General features: G+C 60.6%; 25 protein-coding genes and 1 tRNA gene. 17 read left to right on the top strand and 9 right to left on the bottom strand.

Going from position 1 to position 22,571, the window contains the following annotated elements; all coding sequences use genetic code 11:
* Window positions 1-2 precede the first annotated feature (2 nt).
* Together leuD and NW807_RS01460 are read left to right on the top strand one after the other, a co-directional pair.
* On the top strand, window positions 3-608 hold the full coding sequence (leuD, locus tag NW807_RS01465; RefSeq protein ID WP_414425091.1) for a 3-isopropylmalate dehydratase small subunit: 606 nt from the start codon (window positions 3-5) through the stop codon (window positions 606-608).
* Window positions 587-1,678: an SAM-dependent methyltransferase gene (locus NW807_RS01460; protein WP_414405942.1), complete on the top strand. Its 1,092-nt coding sequence runs from the start codon at window positions 587-589 to the stop codon at window positions 1,676-1,678. Before leuD ends, NW807_RS01460 begins: the two co-directional genes overlap by 22 nt.
* Here the strand turns inward: NW807_RS01460 and NW807_RS01455 are convergent.
* Window positions 1,654-1,848 (bottom strand): hypothetical protein, encoded by a 195-nt coding sequence (locus NW807_RS01455; RefSeq protein WP_414394503.1) that lies wholly within the window; start codon window positions 1,846-1,848, stop codon window positions 1,654-1,656. The two genes, NW807_RS01460 and NW807_RS01455, sit on opposite strands and share 25 nt — an antisense overlap.
* Before the next feature lie 133 nt (window positions 1,849-1,981).
* Here NW807_RS01455 and NW807_RS01450 point away from each other — a divergent pair, with 133 nt between their 5' ends.
* Both NW807_RS01450 and NW807_RS01445 read left to right on the top strand, forming a co-directional pair.
* A complete protein-coding gene (locus NW807_RS01450) occupies window positions 1,982-2,215 on the top strand; it encodes a hypothetical protein (protein ID WP_414394500.1) in 234 nt (77 codons plus the stop codon).
* 60 nt (window positions 2,216-2,275) lie between these two features.
* Complete coding sequence (locus tag NW807_RS01445; protein WP_414405943.1) at window positions 2,276-2,701, top strand: NfeD family protein; 426 nt, start codon at window positions 2,276-2,278, stop codon at window positions 2,699-2,701.
* A gap of 20 nt (window positions 2,702-2,721) precedes the next feature.
* On the opposite strand, the gene ndk is transcribed toward NW807_RS01445, so the two are convergent.
* The 3 genes from ndk to NW807_RS01430 form a co-directional block, all read right to left on the bottom strand.
* Entirely contained in the window at window positions 2,722-3,177 is a 456-nt protein-coding gene (gene ndk / locus NW807_RS01440) for a nucleoside-diphosphate kinase (RefSeq protein WP_414394494.1), read from the bottom strand.
* Window positions 3,178-3,265: 88 nt separating this feature from the next.
* Window positions 3,266-3,937, bottom strand: coding sequence for a HupE/UreJ family protein (locus tag NW807_RS01435; RefSeq protein ID WP_414405944.1), 672 nt, complete (start codon window positions 3,935-3,937; stop codon window positions 3,266-3,268).
* Between the two features lie 49 nt (window positions 3,938-3,986).
* The gene (locus NW807_RS01430; protein WP_414394490.1) at window positions 3,987-4,499 is read right to left on the bottom strand and encodes a hypothetical protein; all 513 of its coding nucleotides are present in this window, start codon (window positions 4,497-4,499) and stop codon (window positions 3,987-3,989) included.
* A gap of 66 nt (window positions 4,500-4,565) precedes the next feature.
* Between NW807_RS01430 and NW807_RS01425 the strand changes: the two genes are divergently transcribed.
* The 8 genes from NW807_RS01425 to NW807_RS01390 all read left to right on the top strand — a co-directional run bounded on the left by NW807_RS01425 (window position 4,566) and on the right by NW807_RS01390 (window position 12,083).
* The gene (locus NW807_RS01425; RefSeq protein WP_414405945.1) at window positions 4,566-4,886 is read left to right on the top strand and encodes an MGMT family protein; all 321 of its coding nucleotides are present in this window, start codon (window positions 4,566-4,568) and stop codon (window positions 4,884-4,886) included.
* A gap of 87 nt (window positions 4,887-4,973) precedes the next feature.
* Window positions 4,974-7,031 (top strand): bifunctional metallophosphatase/5'-nucleotidase, encoded by a 2,058-nt coding sequence (locus tag NW807_RS01420; protein WP_414425090.1) that lies wholly within the window; start codon window positions 4,974-4,976, stop codon window positions 7,029-7,031.
* A gap of 109 nt (window positions 7,032-7,140) precedes the next feature.
* Window positions 7,141-7,668, top strand: a complete 528-nt coding sequence (locus tag NW807_RS01415; protein WP_414425089.1) for a hypothetical protein — start codon at window positions 7,141-7,143, stop codon at window positions 7,666-7,668.
* Window positions 7,669-7,708: 40 nt separating this feature from the next.
* On the top strand, window positions 7,709-8,167 hold the full coding sequence (locus tag NW807_RS01410; RefSeq protein WP_414425088.1) for a GUN4 domain-containing protein: 459 nt from the start codon (window positions 7,709-7,711) through the stop codon (window positions 8,165-8,167).
* A 13-nt stretch (window positions 8,168-8,180) separates the two neighbouring features.
* Window positions 8,181-8,888, top strand: coding sequence for a DUF1995 family protein (locus NW807_RS01405; RefSeq protein WP_414405949.1), 708 nt, complete (start codon window positions 8,181-8,183; stop codon window positions 8,886-8,888).
* 248 nt (window positions 8,889-9,136) lie between these two features.
* On the top strand, window positions 9,137-9,625 hold the full coding sequence (gene sufU / locus NW807_RS01400) for a Fe-S cluster assembly sulfur transfer protein SufU (RefSeq protein WP_414425087.1): 489 nt from the start codon (window positions 9,137-9,139) through the stop codon (window positions 9,623-9,625).
* 211 nt (window positions 9,626-9,836) lie between these two features.
* Window positions 9,837-10,430: a hypothetical protein gene (locus NW807_RS01395; protein ID WP_414405951.1), complete on the top strand. Its 594-nt coding sequence runs from the start codon at window positions 9,837-9,839 to the stop codon at window positions 10,428-10,430.
* Window positions 10,431-10,559: 129 nt separating this feature from the next.
* On the top strand, window positions 10,560-12,083 hold the full coding sequence (locus tag NW807_RS01390; protein ID WP_414405952.1) for a S10 family peptidase: 1,524 nt from the start codon (window positions 10,560-10,562) through the stop codon (window positions 12,081-12,083).
* 18 nt (window positions 12,084-12,101) lie between these two features.
* Here the strand turns inward: NW807_RS01390 and cysS are convergent, their stop codons facing one another.
* Window positions 12,102-13,607 carry a cysteine--tRNA ligase gene (gene cysS, locus NW807_RS01385; RefSeq protein WP_414425086.1) on the bottom strand — a complete coding sequence of 502 codons (1,506 nt, stop codon included), beginning with the start codon at window positions 13,605-13,607 and terminating at the stop codon, window positions 12,102-12,104.
* A 441-nt stretch (window positions 13,608-14,048) separates the two neighbouring features.
* Between cysS and NW807_RS01380 the strand changes: the two genes are divergently transcribed.
* The 4 genes from NW807_RS01380 (at window position 14,049) to NW807_RS01365 (ending at window position 18,710) form a co-directional block, all read left to right on the top strand.
* The gene (locus tag NW807_RS01380; RefSeq protein ID WP_414425085.1) at window positions 14,049-15,518 is read left to right on the top strand and encodes a LysM peptidoglycan-binding domain-containing protein; all 1,470 of its coding nucleotides are present in this window, start codon (window positions 14,049-14,051) and stop codon (window positions 15,516-15,518) included.
* An 86-nt stretch (window positions 15,519-15,604) separates the two neighbouring features.
* Window positions 15,605-16,927 (top strand): FIST N-terminal domain-containing protein, encoded by a 1,323-nt coding sequence (locus NW807_RS01375; protein WP_414425084.1) that lies wholly within the window; start codon window positions 15,605-15,607, stop codon window positions 16,925-16,927.
* A gap of 196 nt (window positions 16,928-17,123) precedes the next feature.
* Window positions 17,124-17,879 carry a response regulator transcription factor gene (locus tag NW807_RS01370; RefSeq protein WP_414394455.1) on the top strand — a complete coding sequence of 252 codons (756 nt, stop codon included), beginning with the start codon at window positions 17,124-17,126 and terminating at the stop codon, window positions 17,877-17,879.
* 48 nt (window positions 17,880-17,927) lie between these two features.
* Window positions 17,928-18,710, top strand: coding sequence for an S-adenosyl-l-methionine hydroxide adenosyltransferase family protein (locus tag NW807_RS01365; RefSeq protein ID WP_414425083.1), 783 nt, complete (start codon window positions 17,928-17,930; stop codon window positions 18,708-18,710).
* Window positions 18,711-18,744: 34 nt separating this feature from the next.
* Here the strand turns inward: NW807_RS01365 and NW807_RS01360 are convergent, their stop codons facing one another.
* From NW807_RS01360 to NW807_RS01350, 3 genes are all read right to left on the bottom strand, one after another.
* Window positions 18,745-18,909 (bottom strand): hypothetical protein, encoded by a 165-nt coding sequence (locus NW807_RS01360; protein ID WP_414425082.1) that lies wholly within the window; start codon window positions 18,907-18,909, stop codon window positions 18,745-18,747.
* 120 nt (window positions 18,910-19,029) lie between these two features.
* The gene (locus NW807_RS01355; protein WP_414412273.1) at window positions 19,030-20,091 is read right to left on the bottom strand and encodes a histidinol-phosphate transaminase; all 1,062 of its coding nucleotides are present in this window, start codon (window positions 20,089-20,091) and stop codon (window positions 19,030-19,032) included.
* Window positions 20,092-20,171: 80 nt separating this feature from the next.
* A tRNA-Asp gene (locus tag NW807_RS01350) sits at window positions 20,172-20,245 on the bottom strand.
* 49 nt (window positions 20,246-20,294) lie between these two features.
* Here NW807_RS01350 and NW807_RS01345 point away from each other — a divergent pair.
* Window positions 20,295-20,771, top strand: coding sequence for a hypothetical protein (locus NW807_RS01345; protein WP_414425081.1), 477 nt, complete (start codon window positions 20,295-20,297; stop codon window positions 20,769-20,771).
* A 9-nt stretch (window positions 20,772-20,780) separates the two neighbouring features.
* On the opposite strand, the gene NW807_RS01340 is transcribed toward NW807_RS01345, so the two are convergent.
* Complete coding sequence (locus tag NW807_RS01340; protein WP_414425080.1) at window positions 20,781-22,424, bottom strand: protein kinase domain-containing protein; 1,644 nt, start codon at window positions 22,422-22,424, stop codon at window positions 20,781-20,783.
* Window positions 22,425-22,571: the final 147 nt, after the last annotated feature.

Genomic DNA, 22,571 nt, shown 5'->3' with positions numbered 1-22,571 from the left:
GCATGGCCAGCGAAGTTTTAAGCATCACAGGCCGAGGGATCCCGCTGGTGGGCAATGACATTGACACCGACCGGATCATCCCGGCCCGCTTCCTCAAATGCGTCACCTTTGATGGCCTGGGCCAGCACGTGTTTGCTGACGACCGCGCCCAAGCGGCTGGCCAGCACCCCTTTGACCTGCCTCAGTACCAGGGTGCGGAGATTTTACTGGTCAACGCCAACTTTGGCTGTGGCTCCAGTCGAGAGCATGCCCCCCAAGCCCTGGCCAAGTGGGGGATTCGAGCCCTCATTGGCGAAAGCTTTGCCGAGATCTTTTTCGGCAACTGCCTGACTCTGGGGATCCCCTGTGTCACAGCGCCTGCGAGCGTGATTCAAACTCTCCAAGAGGCAGTGGCCAGAAACCCAGAGCTCCAGTTAACGCTGGATCTCCTCAACAAACAGGTGCGCTGGGAAGACAAAGCCGCCGCCGTCGAGATCCCCCAGGGGGCTTGGCAGATGCTGGTGCAGGGCGCTTGGGATGCCACGGCGCAGTTGCTAGCTGCCCGCGACCGCATTCAGGAGGTAGCTGCCTCTTTGCCCTACCTGCGATGGCAGCGAGGAGCCCGCTGAGCAGGTCGCTTTCCCCTGCTACCCACCAGTGGCTGGGCAGCGCTGACCCAAAGTTTCTGGATCTGGCAAGGCGGGAAATCGTGGCTGCGGATCCAGAGGCCGTCGTCCAGCTCCTTCCCGAGGCCACGGGGTTGATGTGGGTGTGCAGCCGGCGTTCCTTTGCCGACCTTGCCCAGAGCTGGCAGGCCAACCCACCTATTTTTTTGCGCCACATCTGTCCCATCCAGCGGGAGCTTTGGCTGGACGAGGGATCCCTGGCAGGACTCCGCCTAGATGAAGAGCTGCTGGCCGCCATCAACCCGGCCCTCAGCTTTTCTGTACAGACGCGCCTATTTGGCAAGCTCAACTTCAAGCCCTTTCAGATCAACGAAGCCCTGGCAGCCCAGGTAGTGGCGGCAGTGGGATCGCCGCTGCAGGTCAGGGATCCCCAACAGGTGATCTCGGTGGTGATCCTGGCTAACTCGACAGGGATCCGAGTTTGGCTAGGCTTGTCGCTGGCTGAGCAAAACCTCTCCAACTGGGCGGGCGGCATCCATCGCTTCCGCCGCGATCCCGGTCAGATTAGCCGCTCTGAGTTCAAGTTGCTGGAAGCCATCCAGGTGTTCCACATCCCTTTGCAGCCAGGAGGGCGGGCTTTAGATCTGGGGGCCGCACCAGGGGGATGGTCGCGCATCCTGCGCCTCTACGGGCAGGAGGTAACAGCGGTGGATCCGGCGGCATTGGACGAGCGTCTCCACTCCGATGCCGGCATTTGTTACCATCGCCTCAGCGCTCAAGCCTACCTGGCCCGCTGTAGGGAGCGGTTTCACCTCATCCTCAACGACATGCGCCTGGATGGCCGCACCTCTGCCCACCTGATGACAGCCTTTGCCCCTCATCTGGAGCCAGAGGGGGCAGCCCTGATGACCTTAAAACTTCCCTCCCGCCGCCGCCTGCGGGTGCTGCAGCAAACGCTCGATATCCTAAGCAGTACCTTTGCCGTGGTGAGGGCGCGCCACCTGTTCCATAACCGCAGCGAAGTCACCCTCTACTTGCGAAAGGGAGCTCAATCGGCGGTTTCCACTACCTGAATTTCCCGGTGCAGCACCTTCTCGCGGATGGACTCTAGCAAGCGCAGCTCCTCGGGGGAGATTTTGCCATCGGAGCGGATAGCGCTGACGATTTGCTCCAACTCGGTGCGGGTTAACTTCCTATCTTCTAGGGCCTGCTCTACTAGGGCCTGCAGTTGTGCAAACTCCATGGAATTGCTGCTCCTCTTGAGCGGCTCTCCTCACCCCCTCTACCCTATCCCCGCCAGCTCTGATCCCCGGCAAGCGCAAGATTCTCTTCAGGTATCCTAAAGAGAAGATGAAACCGCAGGAGAGGAAGACCCTATGGCTGGCCCGGATCCCCAGAGCTTTGAGCACGACTGCGCCACGCTGTGCCGGGATGGATGTGTCCTGGGCGAGGCCTGCCCCCACCGAGAGGCAGCCCGTCGAGCGGTGGACTTCATCATGAATACAGACTGGGAGACGCTCATGCGGCTTGCCGAGTCCAGGAACCTGCCCAAGACTCCTCCCCAGGAAGATCCCTTGCAGTTTTTGGAGAACTACCGCCTAGGCGGCTAGTCCCTGCCCAGCCTCCAGGTGCCGCGGCTCATAATAAACGTAGTGGGATCCTTGGGCTCTATGGTATGGCCTTGGCTTGCCTTTGGCTTGCTTCTGGTTGCCTCTGAGCTGTTTTTGCCGGGACTGGTGGCTGGTCCAACGGGTGTGGCGGCGCTGGGAACTGCTCTTTTGGCTTCTTGGGGGCTGCCGGTTTGGGCCCAGTTCTTGGCCTGGGTGCTGCTCTCGATTGCGCTGATCCTCCTCAGCCAACGCCTGGTACCTAAGGGCCCGGCCCAGTTGGAGGATATCCTGAAAGAATCGCGGGAAGCGCGGGCAGTTACAGCCATTCCGCCAGGGAAGCAGGGGCGAGTCTCCTATCTTGGCTCCACCTGGAACGCCAAATGCAGTATTCCTGACGTGGAGATCCAACCCGGCCAGGAGGTATACGTGGTCGATCGCAAGGGCAATACCCTCATTGTGATGCCAACCCAGCTGCTTGAATCTTGAGGCTTGGAGCTCTCTGGCATTTAGGGCTCCTCGTAAATCCAGCTTTGGGCAGCAGGGATCCAGTTCACCAGCTCGGAATCTCGGAACCAGAGGGCAATCTCCCGCTGGGCGGTTTCCGGGCCATCAGAGCCATGGACAAGGTTGCGGCCAATGTCAATACCAAAGTCGCCGCGGATGGTGCCTGGCTCGGCTTCTAGGGGATTGGTTTTGCCGATTAGCTTACGAGCAGCAGCAATCACCCCTTTGCCCTGCCAAACCATAGCCACCACCGGCCCCGAGGTAATAAACTTTACCAAACTGGGGAAGAAGGGGCGCTCCCTGTGTTCAGCATAGTGGGCTTCTGCCAGCTCTTGGCTTACCTGCACCAGCTTCAGGCCTACCAATTGGTAGCCCCGACTTTCCAGGCGCTGGATGATGGTGCCCACTAGACCCCGCTGCACGCCGTCCGGCTTGATGGCGATAAAGGTGCGCTCCATGGGATCTCCCCTTGTTGTTACCTATCTTCACCGTTATCCTTGTACCGGATCGGGGATCCCGAGCGCAAGGGAGCAAAATTAGCGCTTTTTACGCGCCCACCACTGCCAAGATCAGGAAGGCAGCCCCCACCACTGTAATCGCCCAGCCGGCCCAGCGAGTTAAGCCAGGGATCCGCAACCCCCAGCGTTCTGCTGCCCAAAGGGCCAGGAGAGCTACCCCATACTGGACGGTGCTCAACCCCAGTAGATATCCCACCCAAGGCATGGGTTGGGCGCCGATAATGGTTTCGGCGTAGGCATAGCCATGGAATAGCCCCGCCAGGGATCCCCCTATTAGCAAGAGCCAACTGGGGATCTGCCGCGGTTGCACCAGCAGCAAGCCGAAGAGAACCACGGAAGAGGCAATGGCCAGCTCCGTCAGTCCCAGGGGATCCCAGCCGGCCAGGTGGATCCCAGTGCCCACCAGACCTGCCAACACAAAGCCCAAAGGGATCCCGTAGCGCCAGGGCTGCCCCGCCGCCACAAGACCGATGGCCACGACGAAGGCCAGGTGATCCAAGCCAATGACAGGGTGAGCCAGCCCGGAGAGAAATCCCTCCCAGGCCGTTGCAGGCAGTTTCCCTCCCAGGGCGTGGTGGGCAAAAGCCGGCGAAAAAAACCCCGTAACTGCCAGTGCACCCCCAGCAGCGGCAAAGCTGGGGATCCCTTCCTTCCGCCACCGCCCAAGCGGCGATGGGACTTGCTGCCACAGCCAAGACATGCTTTTGGACCTCCCTGAGTTCTCTCAATAGCTGCCCAGATCTCCCAGTTTAGGGGCGCTCTCTGTACCCTTGCAGATTTTCCGGCTCAAACTGGCGCAAAATCCGCGTGGCCTCGCGGAGGCGGGTTTCATTCTCTTCCTCCACAATGAGTACGTACTTACCCGCATTGAGGCGGTTGCGGTAGGCCAAGGCATCGCCGGAGCCACTGGTCAGGCCCACCCCGCCCCCCACAAAAAAGCTGCCCATGGCCCCGCCCAGCGCACCCAACAGGCCGCCGATCAGATGGTTGCCTATAGGTCCCGCCCAGGCAAAGGTATCCAAACCACTCAAGACGCTGAACCCCACCCCAGCCAAAAAGCCAAAGGGCACTAGCCAAATGGCCAGGCGCTGCATCTGGCGGCGCGCGGCTTGGGCCGGGTCGATTAGCCCAAACTCATCCGCAGTTTTGTAGCCTCGCCCCAGTAGGTGCAATCGCTCCAGGGGGAAACCGGCCTGTTCCAGGGCGCTGTAGGCCGCCTCGGCAGCCAGGCGATCCGGCAGTACCGCAATTAGGTAGCTCATAGGTTAAAGGGTCGGTGCCCGTCATCAGCCAATTCCATTGTCTACAGAGTTTAGGGAGGGATCCCTGTGAGCCTCTACCAGCGCTTCTATGAAGTCGTGCGGCGGATCCCGCCGGGGCGTGTAGCTACCTATGGGCAGGTGGCGCGGCTTGCCGGCTGTCCTGGCTGTGCCCGCCAGGTGGGCTATGCCCTGTTTCGCCTGCAAGGTCAAGAGACCGACATCCCCTGGCACCGGGTAATCAACGCCCAAGGGCGCATTTCCTACTCCCCCTTTCGCCTTGGCTACGACGACTTGCAAAAAGTCCTACTCCAAGCTGAAGGGATCCCCTTTGACGCCGAAGGTCGGGTGGATCTGCAGCAGTTTGGCTGGGATCCCCGGGAAGCTTAACCTGCGCTTGACCTAACCTTAAACAGGTCATAGCGAAATCTCCTGTCCAGCCTTGGTAACGTGAATGCGGATGCGTCTTGAGTGGTCATGAAACCAGCTTGTCGTGCTCGAGGGGGTGCCCCTGCCGAGGGAGGGCTTTCAGCTTGGCTGAACGCTCTAGCCAAGTTCCTGCGGGTTGGGCTGTGCTGCTTGCTGCTGAGCCTGGCCAGCGCCTGCGGTACCACCGACAGTAGCTCAATTCCTCCAGCCGGCGGCGGGGCAGGGTTTATCGCCTCAGATCCCAACGTCAGGCTCTCCTCTCAGCCGCCCGCTTTTACCCTGCAGATCTTGCACGCTAGCGATCTCGAGGCTTCGGTTGCCGCGGTTCAGGATGCGCCTCGCTTCTCCGCGGTGATCAATGCGCTGCGGCCTCAGTTTCCCAACACGGTGGTGCTCTCCAGCGGCGACAACTACATTCCCAGCCCCTTCTACAACGCCAGCGCGGATCCCTCGCTGCGGGGCCGGTATGACCGCACCCCTGGCAAAGCCGACATGGAAATCCTCAACGCTATCGGTTTTGAGGCGGCTGCCTTTGGCAACCACGAGTTTGACCAAGGCACGCGCCAAATTCGCGACTTGATCCGACCCGACACCAGCCGCGGCTACGCAGGTGCCCGCTTTCCCTATTTGAGCGCCAACCTCAGCTTCAGCGGCACTGGTGAGTTGGCCAGCTCTGACTTTGCTGCCGATGGCCAAGAGGCCAGCTCCATCCGCGGCAAGATCGTCAAGACAGCAGTGATTACCGTGGGAGGAGAGCGAATCGGCCTGGTGGGAGCCACGACCACGCGCCTAGCTGCTATTTCTAGCCCCGGCCCTGAGGTGAGGGTGGAAGGCAGGGTGGACGACACCGACCAGGTCAATGCTGCCCTCATCCAAAACTTCGTTAACCAACTCACTGCGCAGGGCATCAATAAGATCATTCTCCTAGCCCACCTGCAGCAACTCCAGAATGAGGTGACCCTGGCCACCCAGCTGCGGGATGTCGATGTCATCATTGCGGGTGGCTCCCACCGCGTCCTTGCCAAGCCCACTGACCGCCTGCGCCCTGAGGATGTGCGCACGGGCGACTACCCCATTCTGCGCACCTCGGCTAGCGGTCAACCGGTGGCAGTGGTGAACACCGGCGCCAACTACCGTTACGTGGGCCGCCTGGTGGTTAGCTTCGACGCCAACGGGGTGATTGCCCGCATCGATCCGGTGAGCGGCGCCTACGCCACCGATGACCAAGGGGTGGCAGCCGTGCGCGGCACTCCCAATCCCGAGGTGGTGCGGATCGCCAACGAAATCGGCAGCATCATCCGCGCCAAGGATGGCCGTACCTTTGGCTCTACCACCCAATTCCTCAACGGCTTGCGGGCCGAGGTGCGCACTGAGGAAACCAACTTGGGCAACCTCACGGCCGATGCCAACTTGGCCTACGCCAGAACTGTTGACCCCACCACCGTCATCTCCCTCAAAAACGGCGGCGGCATTCGCGCTCCCATTGGAGCTACCACCGGCGGCGGCGGCGGCGAGCCAGTACGGCGGATCCCTCCGGTGGCCAACCCTGAGGCTGGCAAGCAGGCGGGCCAAATTTCGCAATTGGATATTGAAACTGCTCTTGCTTTCAACAACGGCCTGTCCTTGGTGACTGTCACCGCCGAGGAGCTCAAGCAGATAGTAGAACATGGGGTGGCCCAAACCCAGCCGGGAGCTACACCAGGCCGCTTCCCGCAGGTTGGCGGCTTTGCCTTCAGCTTCGATCCCTCGCGGCCACCGGGATCCCGCGTCATCTCCCTGCGGGTGGATACGCCCAGGGGCCCGGATGTGGTGGTGCGCAACGGCCAGTTGCAGGGAGATCCCCGCCGTACCTTCCGCATGGTGACGCTGGACTTCTTGGCCAACGGTGGGGATGACTATCCCTTCCCGCGCCTGTCCAACCCCAACCGGGTGAACTTGGCCCCCGGCTCCGGCCTCACCTTCGATACCCCTGGCAGCGAGCAGGACGCTCTGGCTCGGTACTTGCGGCAGATCGGCGTGTTTACTCAAGCCGACACCCCGGCTGCCCAGGATACCCGCATCCAGAACCTCTCGGTGCGCCAGGATACGGTGCTGCAGGGTTTGTAGTCGGAGCCGGTTCAGGCACGCTGCCCCTTCCCTAGGTGGGGAGGGGTTTAGCGTTGGATTGGAATTACACTACTATCGAGCAAAACCCACCTTCCCTCCTCTCGCCCTCATGACCCTGGAAACGTTTTTTACTCAGCTCAACGACAACGGCTTGACGATTGCCCTCTTGCTCTTTGCTGCCCCCTGGTTGGTTTGGGTTCTCTGTCACTGGATCCCTGGGCAGTGGGAAGAGCCGTTTCTGCTCAGCCTAAACCTCGGCTTGGCAGCGGTAAGCCTTGTCCTCTGGGCGGGTTACTTGGCCTACGCCACCAACACAGCCGGCTGGGAAGCGGTGGTGAAGCAGGCGAATATGTTCCTGTTGCTGGTTCCTCCTTACTATTTCCTCGCCTCCATCTGGGTGGCCCGCCAGCGCATGCCCCTCTCGCGGGTGCCAGCTTTTCGCACGCTGCAAGGGATCGGCCTTTTAGCGGCAGCCTATCTGATTTTTTCTTGGCTCAGCCGCCGGGTTTATGTTGTCTTCTTTTCCTACCTACCCTTCTCGACTTTCCTGTGGATCCTGGCGGGGCTGTTGGGGGTAGCCTACATTGGCTATCGCCTCCTCCTCGGGGATCCACCCCGGTACCCGCCCGAAAGCTGAGGGGACTAAGATATCGAGGAAGACCTTTGGCAGCTGGGCAATGGTAACCGTCCCTCTGATCTCAGCCCTGAACATCGACTACCGGCCTTTGCAGGAGTTGTTGTCGGCGGGAGCCTGGCGGGAGGCGGATCGCCTAAGTCTGCAACTATTGTGTCGCGCAGCAGGAGAGGGGGCAGTGCGGCGGGGCTGGCTGTATTTTTCCGAGGTGAGCCGGATCCCGGCAGAGGATCTGCGCACCATCGATCGCCTCTGGCGGGCAGCTTCCGGAGATCGCTTTGGCTACTCGGTGCAGCGGCAGCTATGGCTGGGGGTAAATCGCAATTGGGAGCGCTTTTGGTCGCTCATTGGCTGGAAGCAAGGCTACCACTGGACCCGCTACCCTGACGAGTTTATCTGGGATCTGTCTGCGCCCAAGGGCCACCTGCCCCTTTCCAACCAACTGCGGGGGGTGCGGGTGTTGGAGGAGTTACTCACCCACAGGGCTTGGGAAGAATCTTAAGTTGGATTGGCCTGTGACCGAGCACCTACAACTAGCCCAATTTCCTAATTTACCTGTCGACCTAGCCCAGGCCTGTGAGCAGGCCATCCAGGCCACACAGCTGGCCATACAAGCAGGGTATCGCCGCCTGCTCATCGAGATCCTCGCTCCGGAGATTAAGCCAGAAGTCTTGGCTCGTCCGTTCTTGCAGTTGCTCCAGCCACCGGCCTTGGTGTTGTTTAGTGATGCCGGCGGAGCAGCGCTGGCCCAGCGGGAGTGGGGGTCCCTGCCCGAAGGAGTGGAACTGCAGAGCCTAACGGCCCGTACCCAGCCCACCCCAGAACAGAGCCTTCTCTTCGTCATGCCCGCCGTCTACAACTTGGATCAGGTGGAGCGGGTTTGCCAGGCGGTCAGCAGCAGGGATCCCAAGCCCGTTGTTCTCCTCAACCCGCAGCTCCAGGATGCGGCCACGGTGGGAGTGGGGTTAGCTGGTCGGCGGCTGCGCCAACGCTTCCTGAGTACCTTTGAGACCAGCTACTACCTGCGCTCGCTGGCGGAAGGGGCTCTGTTTCGCGCCTATCCGGATCCCTGGAGCGTGTGGCAGCAGGAGGAGTCCGGCCTCTACAGCGTCCTCCAGACCTTTAGAGCCCGGCCCAGTGGCGAAGAAGTGGCCGAGCTGTTCCAGGCTCGCCGAAAAGGAACTCCCTGGTGGAGCTGGCGGCGCTGGTTGGGATTCCTCTGAAAGCCGTTTGCGGCCCCGACTAGACCTCTGCTGGTTCTAGCCGACCGTAAGCCCCTTGCTGGTTTGGCCACCGACTTAGCCACAGCTTGTGGGGGAGCCACGCTCCCCAAAGTAGCCTCGCCATGGCTCCTAAAGCAGATGGGGATTGCCCCCTTTGCAAGCCCAACTTTGCCAGGAGCGAAGTTAAGATTAAGTTAGGCTCCTGAGGTTTTTATCTCTCCGGCCAAAGCGGCAATCTGGGAACAACGATGCCTCTTGACAACCTGCGCGGACTCTATCAACAAGTTATTCTCGAGCGCTACAAAAAGCCTCGCAACTTTGGCAGGGTAAATCCAGTTCATCGCCACCAACGCGGCCACAACCCCTCCTGTGGCGACACTGTTGACCTCACTTTGCAACTGGACCCCAACCAGGAGCGGATCGTCGATATCAAATTCGAGGGAGAAGGTTGTGCTATTGCTCTGGCTTCCGCCGATTTGATGGCTGATGCTGTGCGGGGGCGTACCATCCCCGAAGCCCTGCAGTTGGTGGAGCGCTTCCAGGCCATGATGCGGGGCGGCGAAGAGTTCCCTCGGGAGTATCGCTCTCTCAATGCCATGAAGGGAGTCGCCCAGTTCCCAGTGCGCATCAAGTGTGCCAACCTGGCTTGGCATGCTCTCAAACATGCGCTGCAATCCCCTGCAACCGATGACTCTGCAGAGGAGCCAGGTTTTGTTAGCAACGAAAGCATTGACTGAATCCTCATGGCTCAAACGGATAAATCTTAACTTGCCATGAGACCTTAGCTGCCCCAAGAGCACAGAAGGAGGCAACTAGAACTGCTCAAAGTTGAAGGCAAGGCTGCTCGGCTCGGAAAAAGAGCCGGAACTTTGACTGGATAAAATGTAGAGGAAACAGGCTGGCTAGCGCGGAAGGGCTGTGAGCCTCTATCTAACAGGGGATTTTGCGATGAGAGCCATTCTAGTAGCAGCCGCAATTGGTTTAACCGGGATCCCTGGGCTAGTCTCTTTGCCGGTGAAGGCGCAGGCCCTTTTCGAGTTGGGGACCTACCGCCTTGATCAGGGGACCATTATCCCCGTCGGCAGCCTCAGCAGCGAAGGACCGCAGTACTTTTATCCAGACACCATCTATCCTCTGGAGGTGGCTGTTACTGAGAACATTTTCGACAGCCAGGGGCGTTTAGTAATCCCAGCCGGCAGTCGCGTTTTCGGACAAATGGAGCCAGCCCCCGGTGGATCCCGCTTTGTGGCCACCTCCATTGTCCTTGGCGGTCGCACCTATAGCCTGCGGGCTTCTTCCAGCGTCCTTCCCGACGAGAAGGATCCCCGGCAGTACACACCTAGGGCCATTGCCGAAGATGCGGCTATCGGGGCAGCCGCCGGCGTGTTGCTGGGGGCCCTCACAGGCAACCTCTCGCCAGGTAACGTTCTGGGGGGCGCGGTGGCTGGAGTGGTGGTGGGCAATGTCACCGCTCCCCAGGTAGTGGTGCTGCGTCCTGGTCAGTCTTTTTATTTGACCTTGGAAGCTCCGCTGGCTTTGTAGGATTGGTGGACGTTGCTTCATCTAGCCAGCTAGGGGATCCCTCTAGCCCAGTGGTAGGGGGAAGCTAAAGGCAGCGCAAGCCCCGGCATTTACGCCCAGCGCTCTGCCCCAATGGAGGAACCTCAGACTATGGCAGCAGAACCCAAGTCCACCCCTGCCCTGCACGTTACTGAGCACATCTTTACCGCTGGCGGAGAGCCCTTCCCCTACAAGGCCTTGGCTGGCTGGCAAAGGCTCTTCCGCCGAGAAAAGCCCGTAGCAGAGATCTTCCACGTCGCCTATTTGCAGCAGGACTCTGACCCCCAGCACCGCCCTCTTACCTTCGTTTTCAATGGAGGGCCAGGGGCCGCCTCTGCCTATCTGCACATGGGATCCCTGGGGCCAAAACGCATCCGCTTTGGGCCCAACGGCAGTCTGCCGCCCTCGCCGGTGCAACTGGTGGATAACGCCGAAAGTTGGCTGCCCTTTACCGACCTAGTTTTTGTTGATCCAGTAGGAACCGGCTTTAGCCGCGCCCTCACCGAAGACTCCCAATCCTCCAAAGCGTCCCAGGAAGCAACGGCAACCTCTGCCCCCAAGCCTGCTCCGCTGCAGGACAAGGAGGAGCCTCCCAAAGAAGCGCCCTTCTGGGATGTGGAGCGGGATCTCCAGTCCTTGGGCGAGTTTATCCAGGGCTTCCTTTCGCGCCACAAACGCTGGCTCTCTCCGATTTTTATCGCCGGTGAGAGCTACGGGGGGTTTCGGGTAGCACGCTTGGCTAAGGAGCTGCAGTCCAAGTTTGGCGTGGGCCTCTCAGGGGCGATTCTCATTTCGCCAGCGCTTGAGTTCGGGTTGCTGGAGGCCAACGACTACAACCTCAGCACCTGGGCCATGCTTTTCCCTTCCTATGTAGCCACGGCGGCCCATCATGGGCGATGTGGCTGGGGGGAGGATTTGCAGATCCTCCTGCCCAAAGCGGAAAACTTTGCCCGGCAACGTCTGTTGCCTCTTCTGGCCATGGGGGAGGCAATGCCGGAGGCAGAGCGGCAGGCTATCTACGCCGAGATGGCGGCAGGGATCGGCCTGTCGGCGGAGTATGTGGCCCACAAAGGGGGGCGGATCGACCCGGCTAGCTTTGCCCGCGAGCTGTTGCGCTCCCAGCGGCTGGTGTTGGGGCTTTACGACGCTTCTGTAACCACCGTGGATCCCTTTCCGGATCGACCTACCTTCGAGGGATCCGATCCCACCCTGGATGGGATAGATCGCCTGTTTACTGCTGCCATCAACAGTCACCTGCGGGAGACCTTGCAGGTGGAGACGGAGCTAACTTACCACCTCCTTAACCTGGAGGTGTTCAAGTCGTGGCGCTTTACTCCCAAGGGGGAGCTGAAGCAGGGCTTCATTGGCGCCATGGACGAGCTGCGCAGCAGCATGGCCCTCAACCCCCACATGCAGGTGAGCATCCATCACGGCTTTTACGATTTGGTTACGCCCTACTTTGCCTCCAACCACTTGGTGGATTTGATGAAGTTGGATCCCCGCCTCAAGGCCAACCTCCGCTTGCGCCACTACCGCGGCGGCCACATGTTTTACACCTGGGATCCCTCGCGGGCTGAGTGGTTTGCTGAGATGCGCGAGTTCTACCGCCAGGCCACCGCTAGCCTTTCAAGATAGACCGCTACCCCAGGCTTCCTACTCCCGCAGCCAACGAGTGGTGCCATCTTTTTGATCGATGAGGGTAATCCCCAAGGCCTTTAGCTGCTCTCGAATCCGATCCGCCTCGGCAAAGTTTTTTGCCCTGCGGGCTGCCGTGCGTTGGGCCACCAGCTCCTCAATCTGCGCATCTTCAAGAGGTGGAAGCTTGGCCAGTTCTCCCTTGGCAACGCCTTTCTCAGATCCCTGCGCAGTGGCAGGCTGGGTCCAGCAGAAGCCTAGGGTGGCCAGGATCTCCAGCAGAGCGGCGCCTTTTTGCCTTAGCACCTGCGGCTCCAGGTGGGTGCAGCCCTCGTGGGTCAACAGGTTGTGCTCGCGGATAAGTTCCTTGGCCAGTTCAAAAGCAAGAGCCAGTGCCCCAGGGGTGCCAAAGTCATCGTCCATGGCCTCCTGGAAGGCTTGCATGGCCTCGGCAGCAGGGGAGGCCGTCTCCCCTTGGCAGAACTGCTGGGCGCAGTGGATCCCTTTCTCGAGGGTTTCCCAGCCGCGGCTAGCCGCCTGCATTCCAGCCTCGGTGAGGTCAATCGGGTTGCGGTAGTGGGTCTGCAACAAGAACAGCCGCAGGGCCATGGGGTGGTAGAGGGCAAGGGCCTGGCGCAGGGTGGTAAAGTTGCCCAACGATTTGGACATCTTCTCGCCGTTGACATTGACAAAGCCGTTGTGCAGCCAGTACTTGGCTAGCGGCTTGCCAGTAATCGGCTCCGATTGGGCCAGCTCGTTCTCGTGGTGGGGAAAGATGAGGTCTGCACCGCCAGCGTGGATGTCGATGTGATCCCCCAGGTTTTCCCGCACCATGGCAGAGCATTCGATGTGCCACCCTGGCCGCCCCCAGCCCCAAGGGGACTCAAACCCCGGCTCCGAGGGGGGAGCCGCCTTCCAAAGGGCAAAATCCAAGGGATCCCGTTTGCCGGCTCCTTCCTCTCCTACCCGGCCACTGGCCCCTGCCTCCAGCTCCTCCAGCTTGCAACCGGAGAGCTGACCGTAATCCGGGAATTTACGGACGGCGTAGTAGACGTCATAGCCTGAGATTCTCTCCTGGCAAGCCCGCACTCGATAGGCAAAGCCCTTGAGCTCCAGGGACTGGATTAGCTCAAAGATTGCCGGCAGGGAGCGAGTTACCCGGGGGTAGAGATCGGCCCGCTTGATGTTGAGGCGATCCATGTCCTGGAAATACTCGGCGATGAAGCGTTCTGCCACCGCCTGCATCGACTCGCCCCGCTCCAGCGCCCGCTTGAGGATCTTGTCGTCCACATCGGTAAAGTTCTGCACATACTTGACCCGGTAACCGCGCCACTCTAGGTAGCGGCGCACTGTATCCCACACCACATAGGTGCGCGCATGGCCCAGGTGGCAGAGGTCGTAAACCGTAACGCCGCAGACATACATCCGCACCCAAGGCTTCTCCCCAGGGGGCGTTTCCGCGGCAGACAGGGGCTGAAATACTTCTTTGCGCCGGGCCAAGGTGTTATAGACCACTAAAGCCATGGAAAGTCCCAGTTTGTAGTTGTAGTTTCAGATACAGCAAAGTGGGCTCTGTTTCCAAGCAGCACTTTCCTCCTCCCTTGGATGAGGCTAGGCAAAATCGCAAGGGGTAGAAGGCTGGAATCATTGCAGGACAAGCATCTTAGCGGAGATTACCTGCGAAGACTTGTCTAGATTTACTAACTACGGTAACCTAACCTGAGTACAAAGCTTCGTTACATTGGCTTGAGCCTTGCCGCTTGCAAAGGCAGCTCATTGCCAGGGGCCTATTGCCTTGTTTTTGGCTTCTTCTCTTGCACTCTAGCCGTTGGTGTGAGGATGCCTCCAAAATCGACGCTCTCCAATTCCCAGAGGGAGGAGCTAGACATCCCGAGGGCTTTCTCTCCAGCCGAGGATCGGTTAGAGACCCCGCCAGCTCCGGATCCCTCTGTGGAAGGAGGCAGGGTGCTCTCCGCTCTATCCAGGCAGTGGTGGCCTGGGCTAGCCCTTTCTCTCAGCTTAGCTGGCCTGGTGTGGCTCCTGAAGCGGGAGGCGGATCCCGAGGCAGAGGCCTGGCAAGAGTCGCTGCCCAGTTCCTCTCAGGAACCAGCCTCTCCAGAGACAGGGGCTCCCTCGCGAGGGCATCCAGCCTGGGCCACCAGTCTTCTGCTGATGTTGGGCTTGGCAGGGGCTGCTAGTCTGCAGCAACGCCAGCTTTCTCGTCACCCTTGGGGAGCGAAGCTGGCCGAGCCGATCCCACCCTCCGTGTATACCCTGTCTAGTGCCCTGCAGCAGAACTACGAGCTGAAAAAAGCCCAACTGCGGCAAGCCTTCGAGGCCGGCCAGATCCCAACGGGGGAAGGGCCTAGAGGCATTCTCGAGCATGAGGTGCAACCGGGAGAGACCCTCTGGCGCTTGAGCCAGATGTACCAGCTCGATGCTGCCGCCATTACGGTCTCCAATCGCATTCAAGCGAGTACACCGCTGCAGCCAGGGCAAAAGTTGCTCATCCCCAGCCAGCCGGGGTTGATCTACACCGTCAAGCAGGGAGACACCCTGGAGGACATTGCCAACCGCTATGGGGTTCCGCAGCAGCGGATCATCGAGGCTACTCCCTTGGATCGGCCCGAGTATCTGCGCATTGGTCAACGGCTGCTCATCCCTGGCGATGTGGGCGAGCTGATCCGGCGCGAGAAGGAGATGATCGCTGCCCAGAAGGCCCGCGAAGAGAAAGCCCAGCGCCAAGCTGCAGAACAGGCTCGACTCCAAGCCGAGGAGCGACGCCGCGCCCAGCGGAGGCCGCTAGAACGTCAGGAGGGATCCTTGACCCACACGGTGGAAGCTGGTGACACCATCGAGCGGATTGCTGCTCGCTATGGGGTAACTCAGCGGTCGATCATCCAGGCCAACAACCTGCACAATCCCCATTGGCTGCGCATTGGCCAACGCCTGACGATTCCGGCCCCTGGCAGGCAGCTCCCCCTCCCCACCCCCGTGCACCCAGCCTGGCGACAGCCCCAAGCTCGGCCAGCACTGGCAGCTCCGCCTCCCGTGGCCCGCAGCAGGGGCTTCATCTGGCCAGTCCCAGGGCAGGTCACCTCTGGCTTTGGCTACCGTCGCGGTCGCTTCCACTCGGGGATCGATATTGCCGGCCCGCTAGGAACCCCGGTTGTGGCCGTTCAGGAGGGGGTTGTGATCTTTGCCGGCAATGCCGGCGATGGCTATGGCAATTACGTGGATATTCGCCATCCCAACGGGATCGTTACCCGCTACGCCCACGGTCACCAGATCTACGTGTCCAAGGGCCAGTACGTGCAGCAGGGCCAGGTGATCATGAGCCGGGGCAACACGGGCCACAGCACAGGGCCTCACCTGCACTTTGAAGTCCGCCCCGGGGGGGGCGCGCCTGTGGATCCCTTGCTTTACCTACCCTGATCCCAGCGGGGCTAGCTGAGCACAACCACTCCGGGTATAAATTGCTAGCCTAAAAGAGCAAGCTCCCAACCTCTAAGAACAGGCCGATGCAGTGGGCAAACGCACTCTCCCAGCTTCCTTCCCTGGAAGCGGCTCTGCAGCAGGTGGTGGAGGAAGCCAAGGCTAAACTTCAGGCAGCTCAGCTCAAGAGTGCCTTGACCCGGCAGGTGCAGGTGGTGGGATCCGGCAGCTTGCCAGGATTGCTCACGGGCTACCTTCCCCCCCAGCCGCTGCGGCCCAACTTAGGGATCCTGTTTGTGTCAGCAGCCTTTGCCAGCGAGTACCTTCGCGTGCTGCCCTTATTGTCTGACTTGCTCGAGGTGGACGTTTTAGTTGGCTGCTCGGGTAGCGGCATTGTTGGCGGCGGCCAGGAAATTGAAGAAGGGCCGGCGGTGTCGCTCTCTTTGGCGGTGCTGCCGGATGTGGCGTTGCACCCCTTTCATCTGCGCGGGGATCAACTGCCAGACTTGGATGCCCCGCCTTCAGCCTGGATTGAGCAGGTAGGAGTTGCGCCCCAGGCCCAGCCCCACTTCTTGCTCTTAGCCGATGGATTTTCCTCCCGCATCTCCGAGCTGGTGCAGGGTTTGGATTTTGCCTATCCCGGAGCTGTCAAGGTGGGGGGATTGGCCAGTGGTGGCCGCGGTCCTCGGGGCAATGCTTTGTTTTTGCTGGATGCACGTACCTCCACCCCCCGGCGGGAGTTGTATCGAGAAGGAACAGTGGGGCTAGCTCTCTCCGGCAACGTGGTGCTGGATGCAGTGGTAGCCCAGGGGTGCCGTCCCATTGGGGATCCCTTGCGCGTTACCGAAGCAGAGGGCAACGTCATCCTCAGCTTGGAGGGGCGACCTCCCCTAGTGATTCTGCAGGATTTGGTAGAACGGCTGAGCCCAGCGGATCGCCAGTTGGCTCGCCACGCTCTCTTCATTGGCCTGCTGATGGATGAGTTTAAGTTGGATCCGACGCCGGGGGATTTTCTCATTCGCGTGATTCTCGGCGTGGATCCGCGGGTGGGAGCCATAGCCATTGGGGATCGGGTGCGCTCCGGCCAGACCGTGCAGTTTCATCTGCGAGATGCCCAGACCTCGGCAGAGGACTTGCGGTCGGCTCTCAGGCGCTATTGCCTTGAGCGCAACTTGGGGCAAGACTCTGCCCTAAGCCCGCAGCCCTGGGGGGCGCTGATGTTCGCCTGTTTGGGGCGAGGCAAGGGGCTGTATGGCGTCCCCAACTTTGACTCGCAGCAGTTTCGAGAAATCCTGGGAGAAGTGCCGCTAGGAGGCTTTTTTTGCAGTGGGGAGATTGGCCCCGTAGGGGGATCCACCTTCTTACACGGCTACACCTCCTGCTTCGGCATTTTCCGGCCCGCCCGCTAGCTTGTCTCCAGGTGCCCACCAACCGGAGGCTAGAGGCAGCACAGCACTTCTATTGGGTTGAAAAGCTCTGGCCTCTAGCCGTGCTTGCCGGCTGCAATGGCCGTAGAATGCCAGTAAACTTTGAGTTGTAAAGCTTCGATTCTTTGTTAGCGACTTTAACAAAACGTTTTATCCGCAGTTCGGGCTGCAATCCTCTATGGCTCGCATACTCATCATTGAGGACGATCCTTCAGTCCTAGATATTCTGCGTATCAATCTGGAGTTGGCGGGCTACGAAGTTGTCAAGGCTACGGATGGGGTTCGGGGTCAGGCGCTGGCTTTGCAAACTCTCCCCGATCTCATCATTCTCGACCTGATGCTACCCCAAGTAGATGGACTGACGGTTTGCCAACGGCTGCGGCGGGAGGAGCGCACCAGCGATATTCCCATTTTGATGCTGACTGCCCTTGGCCAGACTCGGGACAAGATCGAGGGCTTCAACGCCGGTGCCGACGACTACCTGACCAAGCCCTTTGAGGTACAGGAGCTGCTGGTGCGGGTACGGGCTCTGTTGCGCCGCGCCGACCGGATCCCGCAAACGGCCAAGCACGGCGAGATCCTCACCTATGGCCCCCTGACGTTGGTGCCGGAGCGGTTTGAGGCGGTGTGGTTTGGCAAAACCGTTAAGCTCACCCACCTCGAATTTGACCTGCTCCACTGCCTCTTGCAGCGCCACGGCCAGACAGTCTCCCCCAGCGAAATCCTCAAGGAGGTATGGGGCTACGATCCCGACGACGACATTGAAACCATCCGTGTCCATATCCGCCACCTGCGCACCAAGCTGGAGCCGGATCCCCGCCACCCCCAGTACATCAAAACTGTCTATGGCGCAGGCTATTGCCTGGAGTTGCCCAACATCGCTGAGCCCCTTCCGCCTCAGCCGGAGCTGGCAAAAGACTCCCCCTCCACGTGAAAACCCCCTGCAGGAGCAGAGGGTAGGCAAGCGCTGCTTGACCCGCCAATGAAAATCATTAGCTTACTCACGGATTTTGGTCTTCAGGATCCCTACGTGGGCATTCTCAAGGGGGTGATTTGGGGGATTGCACCCCAGGTGCAGTTTATCGACCTCAGCCACGAAATCCCGCCCCAGGACGTGGCAGCAGCCCGTTTTGCCCTGATGACGGCTTACCCCTATCTGCCTCCAGGCAGCATTCACCTGGCGGTCGTGGATCCGGGGGTGGGAACTCGGCGGCGGGCAGTGGCCATCCAAACCCAGACTGGCTACCTGGTGGGCCCCGACAATGGCCTTTTTAGCGGCATTTTGGAGCAATCTCCGCCTCTAGCTGCTGTGGAACTCACCCGGTCTCAGTACTGGCGCACTCCCTCTCCCAGCCGCACCTTCCACGGGCGGGACATTTTTGCCCCTGTGGCTGCCCATCTGGCCAACGGGATCCCCTTGGCAGAGCTGGGGGATCCTCTAGACGTGGCCGAGCTGGTTCGCTGGAGCTGGCCGCCACCGCAGCTGGAGAACAATGGCTGCCGGGGGGTCATCCAGGCTATCGACCACTTTGGCAATGGCATCACCAACCTGCCGGGTCAGTGGGTGGAGGGACGGCACTGGAGAGCCTGGATCAAAGGCATCGCCATCCGCTCTGCCACCACCTTTGCCGAGGGAAGCGAAGGCGAGCTACTGGCTTTGGTGGGCAGCGCCGGCTGGGTGGAGATTGTGCAAAACCAAGGCAACGCCAGCCGCAGCGTCGACTTCAAGGTAGGGGAGGAAGTGCGCTTGGAGTGGCTTGGCTAGCTTCCTCGCCGTCAGCTTCCCGAGGGAGGGGAGACTAGGCAGGTTGGCTTTCGACCGTCCCGGCCTCTGGCGCAGTTGCTCCCCCTTGAACTTTGACAGCCTGAGCGGCTTCGGCCTTGGGCAGGGTGAGGGTGAGAAGGTGTAGGCTTCGCCGCTCTCCCAAACTTGCAGCGGCGTGGGGAAGGGACTGCGGGGACACTCTCTGGAGCACGCGCACCTCAACCTCCTTGCGTAAGCTGAACAAGCGCTCGGATCCCGCTTCTTCAAGAGCGTCGTTTTGGGAAGGAGGGCAAGCCGATCCCCGAAGGAAGGGATCCCCTTACCTCCCTGACTGTAAAATCTGCCGCAAGCGCTCCAAGGCCCGTTGGTTCTCCTCGGAACTGCCCACTGTCAGGCGTAGCCCGCCGCCGCTACAGCGCACACAGGTTCCTAGCTCCTGCCAGGCCCGCTGCAACTCTTGGGGGTCCCAGCCGGCTACCCGAAAGTAGAGAAAGTTGGCTTGGCTAGGCCACACCCGCACCCCCGGCAGCTCTTGCAAGGCATGGTAAAGGGCTTCCCGCTCCTGACGAATGAGGGCCACATCGGCCAAAAGCTCGTCGGCATGCTCTAAGGCAAGCTGGGCGGCCCACTGGGAAATGGCTGAGAGGTTGTAGGGTAGGCGGATGGCCTCTAGCACCTGGATGAGCTGAGGATGGCCAATGGCATAGCCCACTCGGTGAGCTGCCAGGCGAAAGGCTTTGGAGAAGGTGCGTAGGATAACCCAGTTGGGGTGCTCTGCCAACTTGGGCAAGGCTGTGTGCTGGCTGAACTCGAAATAGGCTTCATCCAGGATGACCAGGACTTCCTCGGGTAGCCCCTCCACCCACTCCCACTCAGCCGCCGTTAGACCATTGCCGGTGGGCGAATTGGGATCCACCAAACACACCACCCGCACCTGCTGCCCTGTCATAGCCTCTTGGCACTGCTTTAGATCTAGGGCAAAGGTCTCGGGGTGGCGGGGCACGCGCACCACCGGGATCCCCAGGCTCTCCGCCAGGATGGCGTACATGGAGAAGGTGGGCTCTGGCACCAAAATGCCGCCCCTGTCGCCCAGGCAGGTGGCAATCAAGAGGGATCGGATGAGCTCGTCGGAGCCGTTGCCCACGCTAATCTGTTCAGGAGCCGCCCCTGCATAGGCTGCAATGGCCTGCTTGAGGCGCCGATGCTGGGCATCGGGATAGCGGTTGCTCAGGATCTCCTCTTCCCAGAGGAGAGAGAGCTTCTGCTTAAAGCCCACCGGCCAATCCCAAGGAAACTCGTTGGCATCCAGCTTGTCGGCCGTCAAGGGCGGCACAGCAGCGTAGGGCTGCAGCTGAAGCAAATCTGGGCGCAGATACCGCAAGGCACATCTCCCTGACGGGACAGGGTTGGTAGCAGGGCTGACCTCCTTGCCAAAGTAGGCTAGAGTGTTCCCAATGGGTACGGGGCTGACGGGGCTCGAACCCGCAACTTCCGCCGTGACAGGGCGGTGCTCTAACCAATTGAACTACAGCCCCAGGAGCTGCGAATACTCATTCTGAACCTAAGTAAGGGTGGTTGTCAATCATGGTACCTAGTCTGGCGGCCCAGGCCGCAACCCTGGTGGAGGAAGCCCCGCAGAACGGGATCCCGGCCGCAGCGATGCAGCAGGTAACGGCAGTGCTTACCCAGGTGGCCCAGCATCTGGATCACCTGCAGTACACCATCCTGCGCTACCCCGATGGCGGTTGGCTAACGGCACGAGTGGAGGAAAACTCTCCAGGAAGGGAGCCCATCAGCCATCTTTGGATCCCAGCTTTTGGCCATCTAGAAGATGCCCAGGCGACGCTGGCAGAGCTGCGGGAGCAGGCACCGGAGCTGGAGACAGCCTCTTTCAAGGTTTTGGAGCTGTTGTTGCTGTCCCTGGGGTTTTCCCACGCCGAGGGCATTGTCTTTTATGACCAAGCGGGGGATCGGCGGCAAGGGAAAGCCGTCAATTGCCGGCTTTTAACAGAACAGATCAACCAGGCCCTGCGCCAAGTCATTCCTCCCCCTCTTGCCTGAGGCAGAACGTCAGTTCAAGATGGCTCCCTGGCGGCGGGCAAACTTACGCAACTTCTCATCCATTTGGGCTCCCCGCAGATCGGCTTTGGAGAAGTTGGTGAAGCGCTTGTCCTTTTCCTCAGACTGATGCAGCAGCGAGGCCCTGCTGCCTACAGACCAGAGCACGGAGCTGGCCACCGCCGCCGCGATCCCGGCTGATCCCAAGGCGTAAGCCACGTTGCGCGTGGTGAGATGGACAAGCAAAAACCCCAGGCCCGCCGATCCCAGGAGTCCTCCCAGGCCTGCTAGGATCCCGCCCAGGGTCTTGGCCGAGCCAAGAAGCCGGCTCAAAAAGCGCAGCCAGCGGGGCTGAGGGGTGTTGAAGCGAACCCCCCGCAGATCGGCTCCCTGCAGGTTGGCTCCCGAGAAATCGGCCCCCCGCAGATCGGCGCGGCGCAAATCGTAGCCGGCCAAGTTCCGGTTAGCAAAGGACTTGCCCCGCAGATCCGCTCCAGCCAAAGACGGGATCCGCGGAGGGGTAGCCGGCTTCATGCGCCCGCTGCCGGCAATGCGGCTAGTCAGACCCACGTGGGTAGAGCCGGTAGGAATGGATCCTGGAGGCAGTAGGCCCCCCGCTTCGGGCTGAGGGAGTGGCTTAGGCGAAAACCCATCGGTTCGAGGTAGAGGAGGAGAGGTTAAAGGTCGCCTGGCCCAATGGTTTGAGATCAGCGAGGGGCTGGAAGGGGCAGCCAGGGGAGAGTTGGGCAAGAGGATTGGCTGGGGGGTGGAGCCGATTCCTTGTAGAGCCCGCAGCACCTCGGTAGCCGTGGCAAAGCGCTGGCTGATGGCCGGTTGCAGCATACGGCGCAAAATGGCGTCGAACTCAGGGCTGAGCTGCAGGCGATCCGACCAATCCCACTGGCCTGTGTTGTGGTTGTAGAACTTGGCCGGCGACTCCAGCGTCATCAAATTGAGGCAGGTAGCAGCCAGCGCGTAGAGATCGCTGGCGGGGCCTACCGCCTGGCCAGACATCTGCTCCGGCGGAGAAAAGCCCAGGGAGCGGATGGCCGTTCCCTCCTCCGAGACATTGTGGCCCGGCCCGAGCTGCTTCACGGCCCCAAAGTCAATCAGCACCAGGCGGCCATCTTCCTTGCGGCGAATGAGGTTGGCCGGCTTGATATCGCGGTGGACAGTGTTGTGGCTGTGGACATAGCTGAGGATGAGCAGCACCTCCTGCATCACGTGCCGGGCTTGTTCTTCGGAAAAAGGCCCGTTGCGCCGCACCTCCTGGGCAAGGGTGATTCCCTCGATAAACTCCTGCACCAAGTAAAACTTGCCGCCTTCCTGGAAGTGGGCATAGAGCTTGGGGATTTGCGAATGCTCCCCCAGGCGCTCCAACACCTCGGCTTCGCGGTTAAACAGCTCCTCCGCCCGCTTGGCCAGTTGGGGCGAATTTTCCACTGGGCGCAACTGCTTGATCACCCGCCAGGGCTTGGAGGGCATGTCCTCATCTCGAGCTAAGAAAGTAGCGCCAAATCCCCCCTGTCCCAAGCGCTTGAAGGCCCGGTAGCGATTGCGCACCAGCAGCGGCTGTCCACAGGCAGCACAGGTGGAGGCATCCGGCGGATTTTCTGGCTGCGGACAGTTGGGGTTGAGGCAGTAGCAGCTCAACATTTAGCGCGCTACCGGCTAACGCCTAGAGAACCAAGAGAGGAAAGCTAGGTAGGCAAGCGCGTTTAGGCTAGACCCAAGAGAAATCTGGCGCATCTAGCTCAACTAGGCTGATTCTATGCGTTTGCCTACTTGCGGTCCATCGGCGAA

The sequence above is a fragment of the Synechococcus sp. R70.1 genome (assembly GCF_047461675.1).
Taxonomy (GTDB): domain Bacteria; phylum Cyanobacteriota; class Cyanobacteriia; order Thermostichales; family Thermostichaceae; genus Thermostichus.
The sequence above is the reverse complement of the archived record's forward strand: the minus strand, read 5'-3'. Positions and strand labels throughout refer to the sequence as shown.